Source organism: Microvirga sp. TS319, assembly GCF_041276405.1.
In the GTDB taxonomy this organism is placed as follows: Bacteria; Pseudomonadota; Alphaproteobacteria; order Rhizobiales; family Beijerinckiaceae; genus Microvirga.
This window is the reverse complement of sequence record NZ_JBGGGT010000002.1, coordinates 3190012-3213704: the sequence shown is the minus strand read 5'-3', so window position 1 is coordinate 3213704 and position 23693 is coordinate 3190012. Positions and strand designations below refer to the sequence as shown.

Annotated in this window: 17 protein-coding genes; 6 read left to right on the top strand and 11 right to left on the bottom strand. The window is 65.6% G+C overall.

Annotation, left to right across the window (positions count from 1 at the left end; genetic code table 11):
• Positions 1-2: 2 nt before the first annotated feature.
• The 5 genes from AB8841_RS24620 to AB8841_RS24600 are packed head-to-tail and all read right to left on the bottom strand — an operon-like array spanning position 3 to position 7499.
• Positions 3-1868 (bottom strand): dipeptide ABC transporter ATP-binding protein, encoded by a 1866-nt coding sequence (locus AB8841_RS24620; RefSeq protein WP_370438392.1) that lies wholly within the window; start codon positions 1866-1868, stop codon positions 3-5.
• A 32-nt stretch (positions 1869-1900) separates the two neighbouring features.
• Positions 1901-3826 (bottom strand): glycosyltransferase, encoded by a 1926-nt coding sequence (locus AB8841_RS24615; RefSeq protein WP_370438391.1) that lies wholly within the window; start codon positions 3824-3826, stop codon positions 1901-1903.
• The gene (locus AB8841_RS24610; RefSeq protein WP_370438390.1) at positions 3814-4956 is read right to left on the bottom strand and encodes a glycosyltransferase family 4 protein; all 1143 of its coding nucleotides are present in this window, start codon (positions 4954-4956) and stop codon (positions 3814-3816) included. Before AB8841_RS24610 ends, AB8841_RS24615 begins: the two co-directional genes overlap by 13 nt.
• Positions 4953-6224: a glycosyltransferase family 4 protein gene (locus AB8841_RS24605; protein WP_370438389.1), complete on the bottom strand. Its 1272-nt coding sequence runs from the start codon at positions 6222-6224 to the stop codon at positions 4953-4955. The genes AB8841_RS24610 and AB8841_RS24605 overlap by 4 nt, the downstream gene beginning before the upstream one ends.
• A 9-nt stretch (positions 6225-6233) precedes the next feature.
• Positions 6234-7499, bottom strand: coding sequence for a glycosyltransferase family protein (locus AB8841_RS24600; RefSeq protein WP_370438388.1), 1266 nt, complete (start codon positions 7497-7499; stop codon positions 6234-6236).
• Positions 7500-7656: 157 nt separating this feature from the next.
• Here AB8841_RS24600 and AB8841_RS24595 point away from each other — a divergent pair, with 157 nt between their 5' ends.
• The 3 genes from AB8841_RS24595 (at position 7657) to AB8841_RS24585 (ending at position 12072) form a co-directional block, all read left to right on the top strand.
• On the top strand, positions 7657-10371 hold the full coding sequence (locus AB8841_RS24595) for an ABC transporter transmembrane domain-containing protein (protein ID WP_370438387.1): 2715 nt from the start codon (positions 7657-7659) through the stop codon (positions 10369-10371).
• A complete protein-coding gene (locus AB8841_RS24590) occupies positions 10368-10814 on the top strand; it encodes a Crp/Fnr family transcriptional regulator (RefSeq protein WP_370438386.1) in 447 nt (148 codons plus the stop codon). The genes AB8841_RS24595 and AB8841_RS24590 overlap by 4 nt, the downstream gene beginning before the upstream one ends.
• Before the next feature lie 172 nt (positions 10815-10986).
• The gene (locus AB8841_RS24585) at positions 10987-12072 is read left to right on the top strand and encodes a transglycosylase SLT domain-containing protein (protein ID WP_370438385.1); all 1086 of its coding nucleotides are present in this window, start codon (positions 10987-10989) and stop codon (positions 12070-12072) included.
• Here AB8841_RS24585 and AB8841_RS24580 read toward each other — a convergent pair whose 3' ends face one another.
• Positions 12073-12309 carry an Lrp/AsnC ligand binding domain-containing protein gene (locus AB8841_RS24580; RefSeq protein ID WP_009494007.1) on the bottom strand — a complete coding sequence of 79 codons (237 nt, stop codon included), beginning with the start codon at positions 12307-12309 and terminating at the stop codon, positions 12073-12075.
• A gap of 96 nt (positions 12310-12405) precedes the next feature.
• Positions 12406-13710: a UDP-glucose/GDP-mannose dehydrogenase family protein gene (locus tag AB8841_RS24575; RefSeq protein ID WP_370438384.1), complete on the bottom strand. Its 1305-nt coding sequence runs from the start codon at positions 13708-13710 to the stop codon at positions 12406-12408.
• Between the two features lie 159 nt (positions 13711-13869).
• On the opposite strand from AB8841_RS24575, the gene AB8841_RS24570 reads away from it, so the two are divergent.
• Positions 13870-14877 carry an asparaginase gene (locus AB8841_RS24570; protein ID WP_370438383.1) on the top strand — a complete coding sequence of 336 codons (1008 nt, stop codon included), beginning with the start codon at positions 13870-13872 and terminating at the stop codon, positions 14875-14877.
• Between the two features lie 67 nt (positions 14878-14944).
• Here AB8841_RS24570 and meaB read toward each other — a convergent pair whose 3' ends face one another.
• Both meaB and AB8841_RS24560 read right to left on the bottom strand, forming a co-directional pair.
• A complete protein-coding gene (gene meaB, locus AB8841_RS24565) occupies positions 14945-15931 on the bottom strand; it encodes a methylmalonyl Co-A mutase-associated GTPase MeaB (RefSeq protein ID WP_370438382.1) in 987 nt (328 codons plus the stop codon).
• A gap of 222 nt (positions 15932-16153) precedes the next feature.
• The gene (locus AB8841_RS24560; protein WP_370438381.1) at positions 16154-16909 is read right to left on the bottom strand and encodes a DUF3750 domain-containing protein; all 756 of its coding nucleotides are present in this window, start codon (positions 16907-16909) and stop codon (positions 16154-16156) included.
• Positions 16910-17098: 189 nt separating this feature from the next.
• Between AB8841_RS24560 and AB8841_RS24555 the strand changes: the two genes are divergently transcribed.
• Positions 17099-18064 (top strand): alpha/beta hydrolase, encoded by a 966-nt coding sequence (locus AB8841_RS24555; protein ID WP_370438380.1) that lies wholly within the window; start codon positions 17099-17101, stop codon positions 18062-18064.
• A gap of 117 nt (positions 18065-18181) precedes the next feature.
• On the top strand, positions 18182-19771 hold the full coding sequence (locus tag AB8841_RS24550; protein ID WP_370438379.1) for an adenylate/guanylate cyclase domain-containing protein: 1590 nt from the start codon (positions 18182-18184) through the stop codon (positions 19769-19771).
• Positions 19772-19800: 29 nt separating this feature from the next.
• Here AB8841_RS24550 and AB8841_RS24545 read toward each other — a convergent pair whose 3' ends face one another.
• A complete protein-coding gene (locus AB8841_RS24545; protein ID WP_370438378.1) occupies positions 19801-21168 on the bottom strand; it encodes a M10 family metallopeptidase C-terminal domain-containing protein in 1368 nt (455 codons plus the stop codon).
• Positions 21169-21404: 236 nt separating this feature from the next.
• Positions 21405-23579 carry a methylmalonyl-CoA mutase gene (gene scpA / locus AB8841_RS24540; protein ID WP_370438377.1) on the bottom strand — a complete coding sequence of 725 codons (2175 nt, stop codon included), beginning with the start codon at positions 23577-23579 and terminating at the stop codon, positions 21405-21407.
• Between the last annotated feature and the right edge of the window lie 114 nt (positions 23580-23693).

Here is a 23693-nt window from a genome sequence, read left to right as displayed (position 1 = left end):
CATCACGCGACCTCCAGTGCCGGGGCGCGTCCCAGGCGGACCCGATGGCCGGGCTCGATCTCTTCCATCGTGCCGAATTCGCCGTCCGGGATGCGGAACGGCTCGGGCCATTCCGCGGGATTCGAGAAGCCGTCGGCCCGAAGCTTCGCGAAATCGAGCGGGCGATCGAGGTCCGGATCCGGCACGGCCGCAAGGAGCGCCTGCGTGTAGGGATGAGCGGGGTTGCGGAAAAGCGAGGATTTCGGCGCCTCCTCGACGATGTAGCCCCGGCACATGACCGCGATGGTGTCGGCGATGTAATCCACCACGGCCAGATTGTGCGACACGAAGAGATAGGAGAGCCCGAGCGCCGCCTGGAGATCCTTCAGCAGGTTCAGAACCTGGGCCTGCACGGAGACGTCGAGGGCCGAGACCGGCTCGTCGCACAAAAGCACGCGCGGTTCGAGCGCCAGCGCCCGAGCGATGCCGAGGCGCTGGCGCTGGCCGCCCGAGAAGGAATGCGGGTAGCGGCGTAGCGAGCGCCGGTCGAGACCCACCATGTCGAGCAGCTGCTTCACGCGCTGATAGCGCTCGTCGGAGGTGCCGATGTCGTGAATGCGGAGAGGTTCGGTGAGAAGCTCGTAGACCGTCATCCGCGGATTGAGGGACGAGAACGGATCCTGGAAGATGAACTGCACGGAGCGACGATAGGTTGTCAGATCCTCGCCTTCGAGGCGGTGAACGTCCTTCAGGCCGGTGCCGTCGTCGAACAGGACCCGGCCGGAATCCGGCTCGAGCCCGCGCATGATCATCTTCGACACCGTGGTCTTGCCGCAGCCGGATTCCCCGACGAGCCCCAGCGTCCGCCCGACCGGCAATGCGAGATCGACCCCGTTCACCGCGCGGATGGTGCGCGGCTCGCCGAAGAAGCTGCCGGACCGGAGCGTGAAGCACTTCGTCAATCCCTCGGCCTTGAGGATCGGCCCTTCGGGTTGTGGTCTCTCGGGAGCATGCACTCGCGCCAGGGCGGAGCTTTTCACCTCGCGGATGGGGGTCAGGCGCTCGTTCTCAGCCATGGCAAAGCGCGGGACGGCGCGCATGAGCGCCTGGAGATAGGGGTGCTGGGGATTGCGGAAGATATCCTCGCGCGAACCCGCCTCCATGACCCGGCCGCGATACATGACCACGACCTCGTCGGCGATGTTGGCCACCACGCCGAGATCGTGGGTGATCAGCAGCACCGACATGCCCGTTTCGGCCTGGAGCTCCTTGATGAGATCGAGGATCTGGGCCTGCGTCGTCACATCGAGCGCGGTGGTGGGCTCGTCCGCGATCAGGAGGGACGGGCGCGTGATCAGCGCCATGGCGATCATGGCGCGCTGGCGAAGGCCGCCCGACAATTCGAAGGGGTAGGTGCGAAGCGCCCGCTTCGGATCGGGAAAGCCGACCCGGGCCAGCACCTCCGTCGTGCGCTGCAGCGCCTTCGCCTTGCTCACGCGGGCGTGGATCAGGAGCGCTTCCGAGATCTGATCGCCGATCGTGTGCAGCGGCGAGAGCGACGTCATCGGCTCCTGGAAGATCATGGCGATGCGCCCGCCGCGCAACTGGTGCATGGCGTCGCTCTCGGGTTCGAGGGACGCGATATCCGCAGGCGCCTCCAAGGTCGGGTCGTTGAAGAGGATCGAGCCGCCGGAAATATGCGCCTTCTTTGGCAGGATCTGGAGAATGGATTGGGCCGTCACCGATTTGCCGGAGCCGGATTCACCCACGAGCGCCACCGTCCGGCCCTTCGGAATGTCGAAGGACAGGCCGTCCACCGCCCGGAAATCTCCGGTATCGGTATGAAAGTCGACCGTCAGCTGACGGATCGACAGGAGCGGCGCATCCATGAGCTCCTCCGGTTGGCAATCATCATAACGCATCAGGCCAAGGCTGCGATCCTGTTTGTTGCCGAAAACGCTTCGTCGGGCCGCAGAAGAGGGATCTGCCGGACGACGAGATGCATGATCAGGGCCTCGCAGAACGTCCAGATGGCCTCGTCGTGAACCAGATGATGCGTCAGGAATCCGATGGGCTCGTTCCGGTCAGCCTCGCCACTGGCTCTCCGCTCGATGGCGGCGGCGATCCCCGCCAGGATCCGGTCCTGGTCGGCCAGGCTCCGGGTCCCGTGCCAGTCGATCGGATCGACATGCGTGTTGACCCGGATCAGTCCTTCGGCCAGCGAAGCCGCCTTGCGGTCGCCGAAGGACGAAAGGGCCGTGAAGCCCGAACGGGGCAGATGTCGCGCCAGCTCGGGCGAGATCCGGTTCCACGGCGGGACGAAAACCGGAAGGACCTTGCGGCCGAGCTTCTCCCGGGCAGCGCGCAGGGCCTGCTCCGCTTCCCTCGCCATGGCGTCGAGGGGGCGATGACGGCCGAATTCCGCCTTCTTCTCCGCGGCGGGAGCATGGTTGGTGTGGGACCAGCCATGCACGAGGGCGAAGACGCGCCTCTCGTTCCGGAGGCGTTCGCCCAGGGAGGGCATCAGACCGGCCGGAATGGCGGCAAGCGCGAGGCCCGCCTGGGCGCGGCCGCTCAGGGCGAGGAGGCGGTCGAGCCCGGGTGTCTCGGCCACCGCGTCGTCGTCGCGCCACCAGAACCGGATCGGGCAGCCGCGATCCCTCGCCCGGTCGAGCGCCTCATCCACGGGCGACCAGTCGATGCGGCGGTGAAGGGCAGGGCGGGCGAGCACCAGGCTTTCCGCAATGGCGACGCTCTCGCGCGCGCCGTCGAGGGCGAAGGGCGGGGCCGGCTGGAGGCGGCGCGACAGGCCCTGCCGCACGGCATCGGCGAGGCGGCGGGAGGAGAGCTCCGCCTCCGGCACGATCTCGGCGAGCCCAAGGGCCTTCAGCCGTTCCGCCCGCAGGCGCTGCTCGGTCTCGTTCCCGGCCTCGAAGGGGACGAGGACCGCTTTGACCTTGCTGCGCAGAAGGTCGATGACCGTGTTGTAGCCGGCCTGGCTGACCGACAATTCCGCCCGGGCCAGAAGAGCGCGGAAGTCGGGCCTCGCGCGCTCCACCGTCGCATGGGCCGGAGCCTGGGCGCGAAGCGCCAGGAAATCGGCCTCGCCGACACCGCGCCCGACCAGGATGCGCCAGGGTTCCTCGGTGATCTCCTGCGCGGCCGCGAGCGCCGCGCGATAGAGCGGGAGGCTTGCTGCGCTCGATCCGCCGGACACGAGGATGCCCCGGCTTTCGTACCGGTCGAGCGGCTCCGGATTCTCATCCACATAGCCGGTATAGCGAATGAGCGGGCGGATCCCCTCATCGACGGGCCATGTAGCGTCCAGGGGCACGATGCGGGGATCGCCATGGACCAGCACGGCGTCGTAGCCTTCGAGGATGCGCGCATGGGTCTCCTCGATGCGGCCGGGTTTCGAGGGCGAGGCGAGGATGTCGCGGATCGAGGAGAGGACGAGCGGGCGCGGGGAGTGGCTCCGCGCATCCTTGAGGAGCGTCATGAACTCGTCCGCCAGCACGCGGCGGCCGAAGGGAAAGAGTTCGGTGACGAGGATGTCCGGGCGAAGCGTCCGCAAGGTTTCGAGAAGCTGGATGCGCCGCTCCGCCAGCCGGAAGTTATGGACAGGCGCGCCCTCCTCGTCGAGCAGGGTCCTGAAATCCGTGCCGAGGATGCGGACGGGCGGCAGCTGCACGAAGGTGACTCCGTCGAGGCCCGCCGGTTCAACGGGGCCGCCGCCGGACACCAGGGTGGTCGCATGGCCCGCCTCGGCAAAGGCGCGCGCGAGCGCCGCAGCGCGCGTGAGGTGGCCCGCTCCCAGCAGGTGGGTGACGACGATCAGGACGCGCAAGGTCGTGCTCCTCCCGATTTCGAAAGACACGAGAGCGCCGTCTGCAGGCGCAGGGCGGCGCCGTCGAGGTTGCGCTCCTCGCTCACGAAGCGCTGCGCGTTGGCGCCGAGCGTCCGAAGCCGTTCCGGGTGTTCAAGCAAGTCTTTCATGGCCTCTGAGAATGCAGCCGGATCCCCCGGCGCAGTCAAGACACCCGTCTCCCCATTCTTCACGACACTGGCGACCCCTCCGAAATCGCCCGCGGCGACCGCGCAGCCGAAGAACTGCGCTTCCAGAAACACCATGCCATAGGCCTCATTCACCGCGGGCCAGACGAACAGATCGGCGTTTCGGTAGAGCGCGGCGAGACGATTCCGGTCCTCGATCTGTCCATGGAAGCGAATACGCGGTGAAAGTGGCGCGAATAGCCGCTCGATCTCCGGGCGCGCCTCTCCGTCGCCCACGATGGCGAGGCGCCAGGGGAGATGCGCCATGCGCGCAAGTGCATCCGCGAGAATCCGATAGGATGCGAGCTTGTCGCCGTCACGCATCATGGCGACGGCGAGAAGCTGCGGCCCGGGGGAGCCTCTCACGGCGGAGGTCTTCGGCCATTCTCCGGTATCCATGAAGGGCGGCAGGTCGACCAGCGTCTGGTGCGCCGGGCGTGCGCTCTCCAGCGCGACCCGGTCCTTGGCCGTCATCACGAAGATCGCGTCGGCCCGGTCGAGCGCTTCCTCCGCCCCCGCATGCCCCAGGGCCCAGGGACCCTGCGCGCGTTTGGCGGCGCGAGAGCCTTCGGCGATCACGTAAGGGATGTTCAGGGCGTCGCTAACCTGCGGGCCGATCCAGTCGGGAGCCTTGTAATACACGTGATAGGTGAACCACAGGCAGGGCCGCCGCTCCTCGGGAAGGGCCCGGTAATGGGCGATGAGGCGGGAGGCCTCGGCCCGGGATTGCCGCTTCAGATCCTCTTGAACCCGTCCGTTGCCCGCCTTGTCGAGCGTGCGCAATGCGCTCGCGAGCCGCGGCGTGAGGCCTGCCTGACCGAGAGCCCGCATCAGGAGCCGCGCCATGGTGCGGTCGCCTGAGGGCAGGGGGTGATCCGGGCCTTTCAGGGGGGCATAGAACGCGACGGGCCGACGGTCGCTCACACGGGCTCCGGCTGTTTCGAAGGGTTGCCGACGAGGGTGCGCAAGCGCGCTTCCAGCACGTCGATGCCGCCATCCATCGAGAAGTCCCGACGAAGGCGCTGATAGGCCGCCTCGCCCAGCATGGCCCGCTTCGCGGGCTCCCGCGCGAGCAGGTTGAGCGCGTTCGACAGGGCCTCCCAGTCGCCGGGAGCCACGAGCGCGCCCTCGGCGCCGTCGCGGATGAATTCCGGGATGCCGGCAAAGTCGGTCGCCGCGATGGCGAGCTTCTGGCTCGCCGCCTCCATGATCACGTTCGGCAGCCCGTCCCGGTCGCCGGAGGCCGCTTTCTTGGACGGCAGCACGAAGAGATCCGCCTCGCGCAGCAGCGCGATGATGTCGGGCTGGGCCTTCGCGCCCAGGAACGCTACCTTGTCGGCGATGCCCGCCTGCTGCGCCTGCGCCTTGAGGCTGTTCAGCAGGTCGCCCCCGCCCACATGGGCGAAGCGCCAGTGCAGATCGCCCGGCAGGGCCGCCAGCGCCTGGATGAGGTCGCCGTAGCCCTTCTTGGCCACCGCCCGCCCGACGGAAACGATCCTCACGGGATCCTGGGGATCGGAGCCGTCGCGTGCCGGACGGCTTTCGGGGGGAGCCGGAAAGCGGGAAAGGTCGAGGCCGTGATAGACGAGAGAGACGCGGCTCGGGGCCGACAGGGCCTGCAGGTTCCCGGCGCCATGCGCCGTGCAGGTGACGCCCCAGACGGCTTCCTGCATTTTCTCGCGCTTTTCCCAGTCGGGCGTCGTCCAGATGTCCTTCGCGTGGGCCGAGAAGGTCCAGGTGCGGCCGGTCAGCAGCGCCGCATAGCGCACCACGGAGGCCGGCGTGTGGAGATAGTGCACGTGGAGATGCCCGACCTCCGCGGGCAGTTCCCGCGCCATGACGAAGGCTTGCCCCAGGCGACGCACGCGGTTCATCGTGAAATCACGCTTCAAATCGCGCCGGAAGGCCTTGAGCAGCGGGCCGAAACCCCGTTGTCCGATGCTCCAGAACGCGCCTTTGAGAACGCGCAGCGGCTCCTCGTAGAGATATTCCGGAAGATAGGTCACCCGCGCCCTGATCTTCTTGTTCATGGGATGCACGGCCCGCTCGGTCGGATGGCGGAGGGACCAGATCTCGAGATCGAGACCGCGGTTTTCGAGGGCCAGGATTTCCTGCGCGATGAAGGTCTCGGACAGGCGCGGATAGCCCTTCACGACGATGGCGATCCGCCGGGATTCAGGTGAGGGAGGCATCGGAATGGTTTACCCGGCCGCCTGACGATAGGCGGTCTCAAACTGGGGTGTCGGTTCGAGGAGAGCCTTAAGCCGCTCCTGCACCCGGTCAAGCCCGTCGAGGAGGCCGGGAATGGTCACTTCGGACGGGCGCGGCTGCGAGGAGAGGTTGCGCAGGGCTGCGGCCATGCGCTCGGGCGTGCGCGGCTCCTTGTAATCGCTCAGCATCCGCACGAGACCAAGGCGCTCGGCCTCGACGGCGCGGATATATTGCTCGAGGCGCGGGCGGGTGCGCGGCACGATGAGGGTGCGCTTGTCGAAGGACAGCGCCTCGCAGAACGTGTTGTAGCCGCCCATGGCCACGATGGCGTCGGCCTTCTTCATGAGCCGCTCGATCTTGTTGTCGAAGGACATGACATCGAGCTTCGGCTGCCGGGCGATGCGCTCCACGAAGGCCCGGCGCTTGTCGCGGTCGATGAACGGGCCGAACAGGATCAGGGCGGGCTGCTCCAGGGTTGGATCGGCTTCGTAGGCCGAGATCACCCAGTCGATGAGGTCGTCTCCATCTCCGCCGCCGCCGGTGGTCACGAGGATGAAGGGTTGCTTGGTGATCTTCGGATACCGCGTCAGCGAGGGGGTGGGGGGCACCTCGCGGCGCAGATAGCCGGTATAGGTGACGCGCTCGCTCACCTCCTCCGGCAGGTTGAGGGCCTTGAGCGGCCGGTATACGTCCTTCAGGCCATAGACCCAGATCTCGTCGTAGTAGCGGATGAGGGCCGCCTTCGCTCCCTTTCGCTCCCATTCTGGGACGAGAAGGCTCGGTTCGTCCATCACGTCGCGGATGCCGAGCACGAGGCGGCAGCCCGCCGCCTGGAGATAGTCGAGGGCGGGCAGGACCTCCCCGCGAAAGCCCGTGGGTTCCTTGTCGACGATGAACACGTCGGGCCGGAAGGCCTTCGCCGTCTGAAGAATGAGCGCCTGACGCAGGCCGACCGCCTCGTCAAGGTTCACGTTGAGGTTGAGGCTGCGGTAGTCGCCGTCCGGCAGCTTCGTGACGCCCGGGATACGGATGTAGTCGACTCCGCTGCCGAACTCGAAATTGCCGATGACCGGCGAGCCCGAGATGATCACCACCGATGCGTCGGGCCGGTCGGCCACGATGGCGTTGGCGATCGCCCGCGACCGGCGCAGATGGCCGAGACCGAAGGTGTCATGGCTGTAGATCAGGACCCGAGGACCTCGGGCCGGGAGGCCCCGGGGGAGGCGTGAATCGGGTTCCTTGCTTAAACTGGTCACCAAATCCGCCATCCGGACGCCTCTTGGCAGGAAGGCGCATCGGTTGACGACGCATCTTCCGTCTCTACCTCTTCTCAAGCCCCCACCGATCAAATAAGGCAGGATTGGAGATCGGGAAGAGGTTCTCTTCAGCTTTGAAGGTTATAACTCTACGGCAATGGAAAAGAGCCTCTTTCGGTATATCTGGACTCATTCCAAGCGCGACCAGCTGTTCATATGCTTTGTCGTACTGCTGTCTCAACCATTTTATTTCATCTCCCTCGACCTGCCTCGCCAGATCGTGAACGAGGCCATTCAGGGCGACGCGTTCAAGGACGGCAACGTTACGGCGCCTTTCCTGCGGCTGCATATCGACTGGCCGCGATGGCTCGGCGGCGGGTCCCTTCAGCTGTTCGAGGGATTCCAGGTCGGCCGCGTCGGGCTCCTGATCGGTCTCTCGTGCCTGTTCCTGTTCTTCGTCGTCATCAACAACGGCTTCAAGTACTGGATCAATCTCGCCAAGGGCGTTCTCGGAGAGCGCATGCTCCGGCGCATGCGGTTCGACCTGTTCGCGATGGTCCTGCGTTTCACGCCGGAGGCGTTGCGCACCGTCAAATCCTCCGAGACGGCGACGATCATCAAGGACGAGGTCGAGCCCATCGGCGGGTTCATCGGGGATGCCTTCATCACGCCGGTTCTGCTCGGCCTGCAGGCCCTGACGGCCTTGTTCTTCATCATGGTTCAGAACGTGTGGCTCGGCCTCATGGCGCTGGCCGTGATCGGCGTGCAGTTCACCATCATTCCGCGCCTCCGGCGGGAACTGCTGCACCTCGGCAAGCAGCGTCAGCTGGCATCGCGCGAGCTCGCGGGACGAATCGGCGAGGTGCTCGACGGCATCGAGGTCGTGCACGTTCACAATGCCTATGCCTGGGAAAGGGCGGAAATCGGCAGCCGCCTCTTCAGCCTCTTCGCCATCCGCCTGAAGATCTACAACAGGAAATTCGCGGTCAAATTCCTCAACAACTTCCTGTCGCAGGTCACACCCTTCCTGTTCTACGCGGTGGGCGGCTATTTCGCGCTGCGCGGCACGCTCGACATCGGTCAGCTCGTGGCCGTGATCAGCGCCTATCGCGAGTTGCCGCCTCCGTTGAAGGAGCTGATCGACTGGGATCAGCAGCGCCTCGACGTGCAGGTGAAGTACGACCAGGTCACCCAGCATTTCGCGGAAGAGCGGCTGGGACCGATGATCGATGCCGAGGAGGCCGCCAATGACGAGCCGCTCGCCGGTCCGCTCGTGGCCGAGGGGCTCAGCCTGACCGGGTCTCACGGCGACCTGGTGATCGACAACGCCTCCTTCTCGCTGGAGCTGCCGGCCACGGTGGCGCTGATTTCCAACGGCAGCCCCGCCGCGAGCATGTTGGCCCGCATCCTGGCCCGGCGCATTCCCGGCTATTCCGGACGCATCCGTATCGCCGACCGGGATCTCGCGCATCTTCCCGTATCCGTTACCGGGCGCCGGATCGCCTATGCGGGCGTCGATCCCATCATTTTTCCCGGCAGCATTCGCGACAACCTCGTCTATGGACTGCGCATCAAGCCCATGGACCGCGATGCCGAGCGGCGCGATGTGACGCGCCGCATCGCCGAGGCCGCGCGGACGGGTAATCCCTTCGAGAGCATCGCCGACCGGTGGGTCGATTACGAGCGCCTCGGCCTGAAGGACGAGCACGATCTCGACCGGGTGCTGGTCGGGCTGCTGAACCAGATCGGGATGGGTGAATCGATTTACCTGTTCGGACTCGTCGGGCAGATCGATCCGGAGCGGCATGCCGCCCTTGCGGAGCGTCTGGTCGAGGCCCGGAACAGGCTGCGGGAGAACTTCCGGTCGAACGGCATGGCGGACCTCGTGGAGCCCTTCGACATCGACCGCTACAACGATCAGGCCACGATCGCCGAGAACCTGCTCTTCGGCGTTCCCGTCTCCGAGGAGTTCGTGGGCCGCAACCTCGCGGACAATTCAAGGTTCCGCAGCGCCATCGACCGGGCGGGTCTCACGGACAAGCTCACCGAGATGGGCCTGCAGATCGCGGAGACGATGACCGAGATCTTCCAGGGATTGCCGCCGGGACATTCCCTCTTCGCACAATTCTCCTTCATCGGCGCTGACGAGCTGCCGGAATTCCAGGCCATTCTGCGCCGCCTGGCGAGGGGCGGCTCCGGGCTGCGGCAGGAGGAGCGGACGCGGCTTCTGGCCCTGCCGCTCGCCTATATCGAGGCCAGGCACCGTCTCGGCCTGCTCGACGACGAGCTGCGGCGGCGGATCGTCGAGGCCCGCAGCTTCGTACGCGACACGCTCGAGAAAGAGGATGCCACCGGGGTGGAATTCTACGATCCCGACGGGATCTGCATGGCGGCTCCCCTCCGGGACAATCTTCTCTTCGGCCGCGTCAATTATCAGGTGGCCGACGCCCGCCACCGGGTCGCGGAGGCCATCGCGGCCGTCGTGCGGGAGCTCGACCTCCTCGAGGATGTGGAGCGGATCGGGCTCGATCACGAGGTCGGCGCCGCAGGCCGCCTTCTGTCGCCGCAGGAGCGCGCCAGCATCAACCTGGTGCGCTGCCTGGTGAAGCGCCCCGACATTCTCGTCATCGACGGGGCCTTGGCGCCCTTCGACGAGGAGCGCGCCGAGAGGATCCTCCGGGCGCTTCTCGACTATCTCGAGCAACAAAGCCTGTTCATGGTGCTGTCCAATGATCGACAGGCCGCGGCTTTCGATGTTCAGATGCGCTTTCACGGCGATACGATTGTCACGGAAAAAACGGCGGATTCGCCGGGACGGGCGCAGAGGCCCGAGGTGGAGAGCGCCCGCAATGTTGCAGGAGAGGTGGCATGACCCTTGAGACCGAGGTTCAGTCCCTGAGGCAGGTCCCGATGTTCCGGGATGTCGATCCGGCCCGTCTGAAGCTGCTCGCCTTCACCAGCGAACGGGTGCAGTTCGCCGCTGGGCAGAGATTTTTCTCGCAGGGCGATCCGTCCGATGCCGCCTATGTGCTCCTCGACGGGCGGGCCGGCGTGCTCCTCAACACGCCCAGAGGGGAAATCCAGGTGGCGGAGCTCGCCGGCAACGCTCTCGTGGGCGAGATGGGCATTCTCTCCGATACGCCCCGCTCGGCCACGATCATGGCGGCCGAGCCGACCACGGCTCTGCGCATCGACAAGCGCGTCTTTCTGGAACTGCTGGCCCAGTTTCCGCAGATGTCCCTGGCGGTGATGCGCGAACTGGCGCAGCGTCTCGAACGCACCAATGCGCAGCTCGTAGCCCAATCTTCCTCGTGAAAGCTCGCTTTTAGGGTTACTTTCCCGGGGAAAAGACCCCCTCAAATTGATTAAGATTGCGGTCTTACGGCCAAGCTGACCGATTCTCGACACAACTACCCGTCAACTCTTGTCCCAGAATGACACAAGGGGTGGTTCGGCATTCAAGCCGAACCCTGCGGGAACAAGTGTGATGCCGAGTAATGCAAGAACGCTGCTGTGCGCCGTGCCGCAACCTGTTGCGGATCCGCGCCAAGGCGGCCGAGGCTGCCGCCAGACGGTTCGCGTGGCCCTTGCTTTGGGCCTGATGGTCGGGTTCCAGGGGCTGACGGCGGGACCCGCCGCCGTCGCCACCCTGCCGACCGCCATGATGGGGGACAACCATTCGTCTCACGCCAAGACCGTGAGCCTGGCCGATCCCGTCCTGGCATCGGTCGCCTATACGCCGGAACTCCTCAAGCAGCCCGGTCTGTTCAGGGAAATCCTCAACGGAGCGTTCTCGCTCGCCAAGAAGCGCCCGCAGAAGCCCGCGCCCGAGGAGGCGCTCGCCGAAACGGCCAATCCGGACGAGATCATTCCCTTCAACGGGCGCAACATCCCGCGCTGGCTCGTTCACTCGATTCTCAAGGCGGCGCATGTGACGGGCGTGGATCCGGTCTACATGATGACGCTCGCGGACGTGGAATCGAGCCTCTCGCCCGAGGCCAAGGCGCCGACCTCGTCCGCCGAGGGGCTGTTCCAGTTCATCGACCGCACATGGCTCGAGGTGGTTGCCATGCATGCGGCCGATTACGGCTTTACCGCCGCGGCCGCGGCCGTCCGAATCGTCGACGGAGAGCCGGAGGTGAGCGGCAAGGACCGGGAGTGGATCATGGACCTTCGGACCGATCCCTATTTCTCGGCCCTGATGGCGGGCGAACTGATCAAGGACGTGGAGCGCGCGCTCATCGCTCAAGGCGAGCGCGAGATCGCCGAGGCGGAGCTCTATCTGGCGCATTTCCTGGGCGCGCAGAGCGCCGTGCGCTTCCTGGAAGTGCTGGACCAGGACCCGAACATGAAGGCTTCCAAGCTCTTCCCGAAGGCCGCGAAGGCCAATTCCGGCCTCTTCATGGAAGGCAAGGGCCGCAAGCGCCGCCCGGTCTCGGTGGCCGAGCTCTACAACAAGATCGATTCGAAGATCGTGCGCCGCCTGGATCGCTATGAAGGCATTGGCCCGTATCTGGCCGAAGTCACCCGTCCGGCCGCCGAGATCACCGCAACCAGCGCCCTCACGCGCTGATCAGAACGCCTTGAACGTGATGATCGTGTGCGTGTCGGCGATCTCGGGAATGACCTGCACGTTCTCGGCGATGAAGTGGCCGATATCGACGCCGTCATCCACGTGAAACTTGGCGAGGATGTCGTAATTCCCGGCCGTCGAGTAGATCTCCGAGGCGATCTCCCGGTCGGCGAGGGCGTTGGCGACCGCGTAGGTCTTCCCGAGCTTGCATTTGATCTCGACGAAGAAAGTCTGCATGGGGCGCTCCGAAAGGCGTCGGTTTCAACAAAGGCGAGATGATGGAACGTATGCCACGGGATGCGGTTCGCGTGAACATCCCGCGCGTTCGAAATCTCACGGCCGTCCGATGCTCACATAGGTGAACCCGTTCCGGCGCATCTCGTCGGGACGGTAGACGTTGCGCAGGTCCACCACCACGGGTTCGGCGAGAAGCGCCTTCAGGCGCTTGAGATCGAGCGCCCGGAACATGTCCCATTCGGTCACGATCACGAGAGCGTCCGCGCCGCGGGCGCAGTCATAGGCATCGCGGGCGTATTCCACGTCGGCGAGCATCGCGCTCGCCGCCTGCATGCCCTCCGGATCATAGGCCCGCACCTGGGCGCCGGCATCCTGCAGGGCCGTGATGACGTCGATGGAGGGGGCCTCGCGCATATCGTCGGTATTGGGCTTGAAGGTCAGGCCCAGCATGGCGATCGTCTTGCCCCGCACCGAGCCGCCGCAGGCCGCGATCACCTTGCGTCCCATCGCGCGCTTGCGCTGGCTGTTGACGGCCGCCACGGTCTCCACGAGGCGCGTGGGAGCCTCGAAATCCTGCGCCGTCTTGATCAGGGCCAGCGTATCCTTGGGGAAGCACGAGCCGCCATAGCCCGGCCCGGCATGGAGGAACTTGGAGCCGATGCGGTTGTCGAGGCCGATGCCGCGGGCGACGTCCTGGACATTCGCGCCCACGTGCTCGCACAGATCCGCGATCTCGTTGATGAAGGTGATCTTGGTGGCCAGAAACGCGTTCGCCGCATACTTGGTCAATTCCGCCGTGCGGCGGGACATGGCCAGGATGGGCGACTGGTTGAGGTAGAGCGGACGGTAGACTTCGTTCATCAGCGCTTGCGCCTGCGGGTCGTCCGTGCCGATGACAATGCGGTCGGGGCGTTTGAAGTCGGCGATGGCCGCGCCCTCGCGCAGGAATTCCGGATTTGAGACGACGGCGAATTCCGCATCGGGGCGGGTTTCCCGGATGATCCGTTCCACCTCGTCGCCGGTGCCCACGGGCACGGTCGATTTGGTGACCACCACGGTGTAGCCGTCCATGGCCCCCGCGATATCGCGGGCGGCCTGATAGACGTAAGAGAGATCCGCATGGCCGTCGCCGCGGCGGGACGGGGTCCCCACCGCGATGAACACGGCCTCGGCATTCCTGACAGCTTCGGGCAGGGTGGTGGTGAAGGTCAGGCGGCCTTCGCGCACGTTCTTGGCGACAAGCTCGGCGAGGCCCGGCTCGAAGATGGGAATCTCGCCGCGGTTGAGGGCCTCGATCTTGCCCGGGTCCTTGTCGACGCAACATACCTCGTGTCCGAAATCGGCGAAGCACGCCCCGGACACCAGGCCGACATAGCCCGACCCGATCATCGCAATGCGCATCAGGATCTCTCCTTTGTCATGAGTCCGAGGGTTTAGAGCGCGAAAGACTTGGCCGCAAGCTGAAGCTGGAAAGAGACGGGAGCCTTTCTGTCACAAAACTCCCTTTGACATCCGATCAAACCGCGCCCAAAAGACCGCCGTTTCGTACACGGGGCATTCATGGACAACCCTTTCCTTGTCGAGGTCACCCGCGGACCACTCGTCGAATCGCGCCATCGGGGCAGCGTTTCCGTGGTCGATGCGGATGGCTCGATCGTTCTCTCGATCGGCGATGTCGACCGGCGCGTTTTTCCGCGCTCGGCGGTCAAGGCCCTTCAGGCGCTGCCGCTCCTCGAGAGCGGGGCGGCGGACAAGTACGGCCTGACCGACGAAGAGATCGCGCTCGCCTGCGCGTCCCATTCGGGCGAGCCGGAGCATGTGCGCGTGGCGCAATCGATGCTGGCCAAGGCCGATCGCGACGTGGGCTGCCTCGAATGTGGAACCCATTGGCCCCTGGGCGAGGCCGCCAACCGCGCCCTGGCGGCGGAGGGAGGCACTCCGAACGCCCTTCATAACAACTGCTCGGGCAAGCATGCGGGATTCATCTGCCTGGCCTGCGGGCTCGGAGAGGACCCGAAGGGCTATGTAAGCCCGAACCACCCGGTGCAGCGCATGGTGCGCGAGGCCCTGGAGGATGCCACGGGCGCCTGCCACACCATGGAAAACAGTGGCATCGACGGCTGCTCGATCCCGAGCTATGCGATCCCGCTGCCGTCGCTGGCGTTCGGATTCGCCAAGTTCGGCAGCGGCGCGGGCCTGTCGGCGGACGGGAAGGCGGCCGCCGCGCGCATCCGCAAGGCCGTGGCCGCACACCCCTTCATGGTGGCCGGCACGGGGCGCTTCGACACCAGGCTGATGGAGCTTCTCAAGGAACGCGCCTTCGTGAAGGTGGGCGCGGAGGGCGTCTACTGCGCAGCGCTCCCCGAACTCGGCTACGGGATCGCGCTCAAGGCCGATGACGGGAATGCGCGGGCCGCCGAGGCCATCATGGCGGGGCTGATTCTCCGCTTCCTGCCCCTCGACGACGAGATGCGCGCAGCCATCGGAAAAATGGCCCAGCCGATCCTCAGGAACTGGAACGGCATCGAGGTCGGCGGGATCCGCCTGACTCCCGTGGTGCAGGGATAAGCCTCTTCCGGGCCCAGAGCATCGGACGTGAAAAGTGGAATCCACTTTTGGGATCGAATCCGATGCTCTAAAGCCCCAAAAGCCTCACGATCTCGCTTGCGCCCGCATTGGGGGACAACGCGCCCTCGCCGATGGCCCTCTCGATATCCGGCACGCGCTGTTTCAGCGCCGGATCCTGCGTGAGGCGTTCGTGCAGACGTTCATGGACCAAGGCCCACATCCATTTCGTGTCCTGGCCGCGCCTCCTGGCGGCGAGTTCGCCGGTGGCCTCAAGGCGCCTGCGGTGGTCGAGCACCTTGGCCCAGATCTCGTCGAGGCCCTGGCCGGTCAGCCCCGATATCGTCAGGACGGGGGGCGTCCAGACGGAGGAGGCCGGGGCCAGGATATGAAGGGCGGCCTTGTATTCGGCGGCGGCCGCTTTGGCCTTGACCCCCGCGTCGTCAGCCTTGTTGACGGCGATCAGGTCCGCAAGCTCCAGAATGCCCTTCTTGATTCCCTGCAACTCGTCGCCTGCGCCGGGGAGCATGAGGACAAGGAAGAAATCCGTCAGGTCCGCCACGGCGGTTTCCGACTGGCCCACGCCCACCGTCTCCACCAGGATCACGTCGAATCCGGCGGCCTCGCACAGCAGCATCGTCTCCCGGGTCTTGGCCGCGACGCCGCCGAGCGTCCCGGAGGACGGGGAGGGACGGATGAAGGCGTTCGGATCGATCGCGAGCCGCGCCATTCGGGTCTTGTCGCCCAGGATCGCGCCGCCCGTGCGGGTCGAGCTGGGATCGACGGCCAGCACCGCGACCTTGTGGCCCTTCTCCGTCAGCATGCTGCCGAGACTGTCGATGGTGGTGGACTTGCCGACTCCGGGAACGCCCGTGATGCCGATGCGGACGGCCTTGCCGGTGCGCGGCATCAGCTCCTGGAGCAGGGCACGCGCGGCTTCCCGGTGGTCGGGACGACGCGATTCCATGAGCGTGATGGCGCGCGCCAGCGCGGCGCGGTCGCCCCGCGCCACGGCGTCGGCCGTCACATCCGTCTTTCGGTGAGAACCCCCGGTCATGGGATAAGGCTTAGCGCATCGTGCGAAAAAGTGGACCCGGTTTTTCGCAAGAACGATGCGCTGTTCTATAGGAGGAGCATCGTGCGAAAAAGTGGACCCGGTTTTTCGCAGGAACGATGCGCTCTTCTAGGAGTGAGCATCGGATTCGATCCCAAAAGTGGATTCCACTTTTCACGTCCGATGCTCTAGGGAAAACAGTTCCGGCAGATTCGCGGGCTGCTTTCACCACGTGATCGGATCCATCCCGATCCGTCCCCAGGCGGGGATCTTGAGGGCGGGGCGGCGGATGTCGATTCCGGCGACGAGCCCCATGAAATCGATCTCGACGCCCTCGACCCAGCCGAGCGCCAGGCCCGCATAGCCGGCCAGCGAGATCTGGATGCCGGTGCGGCTCGGCGTGAGACCGACGATGTCCTGGAGCGGTCTCCAGTCCTTGCCGAGCGCCGTCGGCGGCAGGGCGGCGTCGAGCTCCGGCACGTTGCGCAGCACGTGGGCCACGAAGGTGTTCGAGTTAGGGCCCGGCCAGGCGCTGTAGGCCCCGTAGGAGGCATAAGGATAGCTTGCGACGGCCTTGCGGATCAGCGGAATCAGGCGTTCGGCGGCCTCTCCCTCGATCACGCCGACCGGATGCGGGGCATTGCCGAACCAGCGCCCGTCCGGCGCCCAGCCGTTCGTGCGAACGGGACTGCCCCAGCCGACCTTGTCGTAGCGGGTGTATTGGTTGGCGCCTGCCTCCTTCACCACGATCCAGGTGTGATGGGCGAAGATCCCGCGCCAGCGACCCACCCGCGCCGCATAGACCGCCACGATCGCCTGCGGGGCCGCGGAAGGCTGCGGCAGCAGCTTCGCGCTCGACCAGTCGGCGGCCCGCCCGTTCGGCGCGACATCTTCGCGCATGACCCACCACAAGGCATGGGCGCCGAGCGGCAGGAGGAAAAGGCCGACAATGAGGAGGAGAAGACGGGCGAGGGCTCTCATGACCCCACAGTAACGATGGAAGACGAGCATCTTCAAGGTACCGAGCGTTCCGCGGCGTTCACCAATGGTTTACCATAGATGGTGCGGAATGGGGGCATCGACTGGCTCTGCCTTGCGCATGCCATGATCGGCGGCAACACAGCAGCGACCCTCCTCTCGGTTTGATTTTCCGGCCTCATGCAGCTCTCCATGTCCCGCCTCGCCATCGTCTGCCTTGCCGCCGTGACGCTCTCCGGGTGCATCGGCGACGACAATGTCCTGACGAGCCCCCTGACCGCGCCGCGCCCGGGCCTGGAAAAGGACCCCACGCTTTTGGTCGCCACCACGCGCCTGCCCGTAGGCGATCCGCCGAAGAAGCCCTGGTTCAGCAGTGACCGCGCTCCCGACCTCATTTACGCGCAGGCGCGCCTGAGCCCGCCGTCGGGATCCTTCATCGGCAGTTCGGGATGGGCCATCACGAAGGTCGATTCCGTCGAGCGCTCCCATGCGGCGCAAGCCTTCGCGCAGGCCGCATTCGGGCGCGACCTGCTGCTCTATATCCACGGTTACCGTGAGAGCTTCGAGACGGCGGCCGCCTCCACGATCGACCTGTCGGAAGGCATCAAGTTTTCAGGGGCCACGGGGCTGTTCACCTGGCCTTCCGCCGCTTCGACCTTCAGCTATGTGGCCGACCGTGAGAGCGCCATGTGGTCGCGCGACGCCCTGGAGGATGTCCTGGCGGCCATCGCCAAGACGCCGAGCGGCGGGCGCATTCACATCGTCGCGCACAGTATGGGCACGCTGCTGACCCTGGAGGCGCTGCGCATGCTGCGCGCAGATGGCGGCGAGAGCGTCATGGAGCGCATCGGCGCCATCGTGCTGGCCGCACCCGATATCGATATCGACCTGTTCGCGCGCGGACTCGAGCGACTGGGGCCGGATGCGAAGAAGATCACCGTGATCAGCTCCACCAACGATCGCGCACTCGCCGTGTCGAGCCGCCTCGCCGGCGGCATCGTCCGCGCGGGAGCGGCCGACCGCGATCGCCTCGAAGCCCTGGGCGTGCGTGTCGCCGACGCCTCGGAGTTCGGCAGCGGCATCATCAATCACGATCTCTTCCTGTCGAATCAGGAGGTCCAGCAGGTGATCAAGCGGGCGATCGAGCGGGCGCGGTAGAGCGGATTCTGTTCAGCTCGACCAGGGCAGCCGCGTATTGAAATTAAGAGTTGCAAGCCCGGCGGCAAAGGCGAATGATCGGCTTCCCTGACCAGAAGTTCGACAGTGAGGCCGCCGATGCCTGGACTGGGTGAACGGGCTTCCTATCAGCAGCGCGCCATGGGGATGCTGCTGGTTGTGACAGTGATCCTAGGCGTGCTGGGATTGCCCATCGCCGTCTGGCTCGACCTGCGGATCCTGTCGGAAAATCTCCTGCGGATGCAGGCGCGGGAAACGAGCCGCGTCATCGACGACATGCGCAGCTTCTACGGCAGCGATGTGGTGGCGCGGGTGCTTCAGGCGCCCGGTCCGGTGACGGTCACTCACAATTACAACGAGGTGCCCGGCGCGATCCCCATTCCGGCCACGCTCTCCATCGAACTCGGCAAGCGCATCAGCGCCCATGACGGATCGGTGAAGTACCACTTCGTGTCCGACATGCCATTCAAGGGCCGGGAGGCGCATCCGCTGGACGATTTCGAGCGCAATGCCCTTGCCCGTTTGAGGGCCGATCCCGACCAGCCGATCGTCGAGGTGTCGGGCTCGCTGTTCGACGAGAACGTGAGAACCGCCGCTCCCGTGGTCATGGGACCGGTCTGCGTCGGCTGCCACAACACGCACCCCGACAGCCCCAAGACGGATTGGAAGGTCGGGGACGTGCGCGGCATTCAGGAGATCTCCGTCAACCAGCCGATTCTCTCGAACATTTTCTCGTTCAAATATTCCCTTGCCTATCTTTCGCTCGCCTCGATGGCGGGGCTCGCCTGCATCCTCCTGCAGCGCCGGCAGGAAAAGCTGATCCGCGGCATGAACCAGGAGCTCGCCGAGGCGAATGACTTCCTTGCCGGCATCTCGATGAAGCTCGCGAAATACCTGTCGCCCCAGGTCTACAAGAGCATCTTCAGCGGGCAGAAGGACGTGGCGATCGCGACCGAACGCAAGAAGCTCACGATCTTCTTTTCCGACATCAAGGATTTCACCGCCATCTCGGAGCGGCTGCAGCCGGAGGACCTGACGGAGCTCCTGAACGACTACTTCACCGAAATGTCCGAGATCGCTCTCCGGCATGGAGCGACCATCGACAAGTTCTTCGGCGACGCCATCCTGATCTTCTTCGGCGATCCGGACACGAAAGGCGTCGAGGAGGACGCGAGGGCGTGCCTGCGCATGGCCGTCGACATGCAGCAGCACATGGATCACCTGAACGCCGTCTGGCGCAAGCGCGGGATCGACCTGCCCATGTATGTGCGCATGGGCATCAACACGGGCTTCTGCAATGTCGGCAATTTCGGAAGCGACGACCGCATGGCCTATACGATCATCGGCGCGGAGGCGAATCTCGCTGCGCGCCTCCAGGCCATCGCCGAGCCGGGAGGCATCTGCCTGAGCTACGAGACCTACGCCCTCGTGCGCGATATGGTGCGGGCGAGGCCCCTCGAGCCCATCGTCATGAAAGGCATCAAGCGCGAGGTCGTGCCTTATGCCGTGGAGGGCCTCCTGGGCGAACTCGCGCAAAGGCAGCAGGTCATCATCGAGCATGTGACCGGCCTCGACCTGTTTCTCGATCTCGATGCCCTCAAGCACAATGAGGTCGAGCGCGCCAGGCGGCGCCTCTCGGAAGCGCTGGCGGCGCTGGAAAGATCGGTGCCGGCAGCGAAGGCGGGTTGAGGCGCCGTCCTCCGCTGCCCGTCTCCCGATCAGGCGACGATCACGAACTCCGCCGCGCTCATCTTCAGGTTCTTACCGATCGTCGCGAACTTGATGGCGGAGACCGATCCGGTGCCGTCGGGATCGTAATAGAGAGCGCCTGTGCCAGGGTCGTAGACGATATGGTCATTCCTGTCGTGCGCCGCCTTTCCCTTGAAGAACTCGCCGCCATTCAAGGTTCCGCTCTTGGTCGCGATCTTGCTGAAGTATGTCCGCGACAACTGGATGGTGTCGTTCGCCACGTTGTAATCGAGGATCTTGTCGCAGTTGGTCCTGCTGTTCGGCGTCGATTTGAAGAGGAAGACGTCGTTCCCGCCGAGGCCCTTCAAGGTGTCGTTGCCGCGAGCGCCGTTGATCACGTTGGCGGCGCCGTTGCCGACGATGAGATCGTTGCTGCTTCCGCCGATGGCGTTCTCGATGACGGCCCCCTTGGCGATGGTGAAACCGCCATAGACGTTGATCTGCCGCGAGAAATAGCCGGCGGCATTGGGGTCTCCGGCCTTCAGGGACGCTTCGTTCAGGTTGATGCTGACCGGGACCGTCGATTTCGCCCCCGAGATCGTATCGATCCCGCCCGCATCCCAGATCGTCGTCCAGCCTGTACCCTGGACGTTGACAGTCGGCAGCGAGTAGACATTGTTGCCGGTCGCGGTCTGCATGTTGCGGCCGTAGATTTCCTGGAGGGCCGCCGTGTCGATCGCGCTCGGGGTCTTGAGGAAGCCGTAGTTGCCGAAGAAGGAGTGATCGGTGGGCAGGTTGTTGACGCTCATCAACGTGTAGGGCGATCTGTCGAACGCCCCCGGCAGCCCTTCCTGGTGGGCCCAGTTCAGGCCGACGGCTTGCGCGGCGAGGCCAAGGATGGTCTGGAAGCCCACGCCGCCCGGCGTGTAATTCTGGAAACCGTCGTGGAGGTTCACGAGGTATCCCCAGGACTGCTGAACGCCTGCGATGGGCTCCACCGGCGTTTCATGGATGAACTGGCCGCTGATGTTGTGGTCCACGAACTGGCCGCCCAAGACCCTCCACCAGACCGCGTCGGCCTCTTCGAAAACATTCGTGAACTGGAACTTCACCCCGCAGAACGCCTCGAGCGTGTGGGCAGCCTGCATCAGGGACCGCTCGTCGCCCGCCGTCCAGGGTTGCGTATCGGTTCCGTTCCTCGCGAGCGCATCCCAGTCCATGACCTCGCGGCCTTTGACCTCGACCGCCTTGAACCAGCCGCCGTCGCCGTTGGCGCCGTTGGCCGTCCCGATCTTGATCTTGACCGGCCCCGAGGACATGTCCCAGACGCCGCCGGCGGCCAGGACACCGTCGATGAAGGCATTGCCGGTCTTCGTGATCTGCTTGATTCTGCTCATGATGCGCTCTTTTGATGACACGTGATAACGTGTTAATCATATCGCGCAAGTTTCGTCGTGCGTGAGCGCACATGGCGAACGGCGGCGGGTACAGTTACAGCATCGGATGTGGGTTCGATTTCACGTCCGATGCTGCAGGTCTATGCTGTTGAGCATCTTTTCACGCAAAACCGGTGCCCACTTCTGCGTTCGATGCTCTGGCGCGGCGCCCTCGTTCGCCTCCCAGGCGAACCGGGCTATTCCGCGGCGTGATTGGGGCCGTATCCGAGGCGGCGGTTGAGGTCGTCGATGAGGGTGACGGCGGCGTCCGCGATCACCGTGCCGGGCGGGAAGATCGCCGCGGCGCCGGCTTGGTAGAGCGCCGCGAAATCCTGCGGCGGGATCACGCCGCCGACCACGATCATGATGTCCTCGCGCCCGAACTGCGCCAGCTCCCGCCGCAGCTCCGGCACCAGGGTCAGGTGCCCGGCCGCCAGCGACGACACCCCGACGATGTGCACGTCGTTCTCGACCGCCTGGCGCGCGGCCTCCGCCGGGGTTGCAAACAGCGGCCCGATGTCGACGTCGAAGCCGAGATCGGCAAACGCCGAGGCGATCACCTTCTGGCCGCGGTCGTGCCCGTCCTGGCCCATCTTGGCGACCAGAATGCGCGGCCGGCGGCCGTCGGCGTGCTCGAATGCCGCCACCCGCCGGCGCACCGTCTCCACCGCCGGCGAGGCGGTCCCGACCTCCCGCTTGTAGACGCCGGCAATCGCCCGGATCTCGGCCCGGTGGCGGCCCCAGACCCGCTCGAGCGCGGCCGAGATCTCGCCCACCGTTGCTTTCGCCCGTGCGGCTTTGACCGCTAAGTCGAGCAGGTTACCCTGACCCGTCGATGCGCCCTTGGAGAGAGCGTCGAGGGCTGCATCCACCTCCGTCTGGTTGCGCTCGGCGCGCAGCTTTTTCAGCTTCTCGATCTGCTGCGCGCGCACGGCCGCGTTGTCGACCTTCAGGATGTCGATGGAAGCCTCGTCCGTGGGACGGAAGGCGTTCACGCCAATGATCTTCTGGTGGCCGGAATCGATGCGCGCCTGCGTGCGGGCGGCGGCCTCCTCGATCTTCAGCTTGGGGATGCCCGCCTCGATCGCCTTCGCCATGCCGCCGAGCGCCTCCACCTCCTGGATATGGCGCCAGGCCGTGGCGGCGAGTTCCCTGGTCAGGCGCTCGACGTAATAGGAGCCGCCCCACGGGTCGATGATCCGGGTGGTGCCGCTTTCCTGGGCCAGAAACAGCTGCGTGTTGCGGGCGATCCGGGCCGAGAAGTCGGTCGGCAGTGCGAGCGCCTCGTCGAGCGCGTTGGTGTGCAGCGACTGCGTATGGCCTTGCGTCGCCGCCATCGCCTCGACACAGGTGCGCACCACGTTGTTGAACACGTCCTGGGCGGTCAGCGACCAGCCCGAGGTCTGGCTGTGGGTGCGCAGAGGAAGCGACTTCTCGGATTGCGGATTAAAGCCGTTGACGAGCTTGGCCCAGAGCAGGCGCGCGGCGCGCAACTTGGCGACCTCCATGAAGAAGTTCATGCCGATCGCCCAGAAGAACGACAGCCGCGGCGCGAACTGGTCGATGGCAAGCCCGGCGGCGAGGCCGGCGCGGATGTATTCGACGCCGTCGGCGAGCGTGTAGGCGAGCTCGAGGTCCTGGGTCGCGCCGGCCTCCTGCATGTGGTAGCCGGAGATCGAGATCGAGTTGAACTTCGGCATATGGGCCGCGGTGTAGGCGAAGATGTCGGAGATGATGCGCATCGAGCCTTGCGGCGGGTAGATGTAGGTGTTGCGCACCATGAACTCTTTGAGGATGTCGTTCTGGATCGTGCCGGCGAGCTGTTCGGCCGGCACGCCCTGCTCTTCGGCCGCCACGATGAAGAGCGCCAGGATCGGCAGCACGGCGCCGTTCATGGTCATCGAGACGCTCATGCGGTCGAGCGGGATGCCGGCGAACAGGGTGCGCATGTCGTCGAGCGCGTCGATGGCGACGCCGGCCATGCCGACATCGCCGGCGACGCGGGGATGGTCGGAATCGTAGCCGCGATGGGTGGCAAGGTCGAAGGCGACCGAGAGGCCCTTCTGGCCGGCCGCGAGGTTGCGGCGGTAGAAGGCGTTGGAGGCCTCGGCGGTGGAGAAGCCGGCATACTGGCGCACGGTCCAGGGCTGGGTGACGTACATGGTCGGGTAGGGCCCGCGCAGATACGGGGCCAGCCCCGGAAAGGTGTCGAGAAAGTCGATCCCGGCCCGGTCGGCCGGGCCGTACGAGCCCTTCACGGCGATGCCCTCCGGCGTCAGCCACGCCGCACCCTCAGGCGCGGCCGGCCCAGCGGGCGAGACCTGCAAACCACCCGCCCAGCCAAGCTGCGAAAAATCCGGTATCCGTGTCATGGCCCTGAAGCGAATGCCCTCATCGAAAGGGAGAAGTCGTGGTCTTCCGGTATTCTAGCGCATCGTGCGGAAAAGTGGATCCGGTTTTCGCTGACGCGGCCCGCTGGGTCCGCG